Genomic DNA, 239 nt, shown 5'->3' with positions numbered 1-239 from the left:
GGGCGATCATGGAAGGGTCTTCATCGTCACGCCCTGATGACAATGATTGCTTACGCCTCCCTGCAACCCCGTCGCCTCGCACACGCGGGGCGGAAAAAAAAGAATCACCGGACCTCCGCCTCAGCCACCCATGCCCGCCGTACGTCACGCCATCGTCGGTCTCATCCTTCGGCCGCCGTCTCAGCGGTGCCCACACTGCCGAAAACAAGTCCTTGAAAAACACCGGTACAAATAGATTC

1 pseudogene is annotated in these 239 nt (G+C 59.0%); it reads left to right on the top strand.

What is annotated here, in order from left to right:
- Positions 1-216, top strand: a pseudogene (locus tag FNJ47_RS55750) (IS701 family transposase); the annotation flags it as partial.
- Between the last annotated feature and the right edge of the window lie 23 nt (positions 217-239).

This window comes from Bradyrhizobium uaiense (assembly GCF_010811875.1).
Classification (GTDB): Bacteria; Pseudomonadota; Alphaproteobacteria; order Rhizobiales; family Xanthobacteraceae; genus Bradyrhizobium; species Bradyrhizobium uaiense.
Note: the sequence above shows the minus strand (reverse complement) of the source record. Positions and strands in the feature narration are given on the sequence as shown.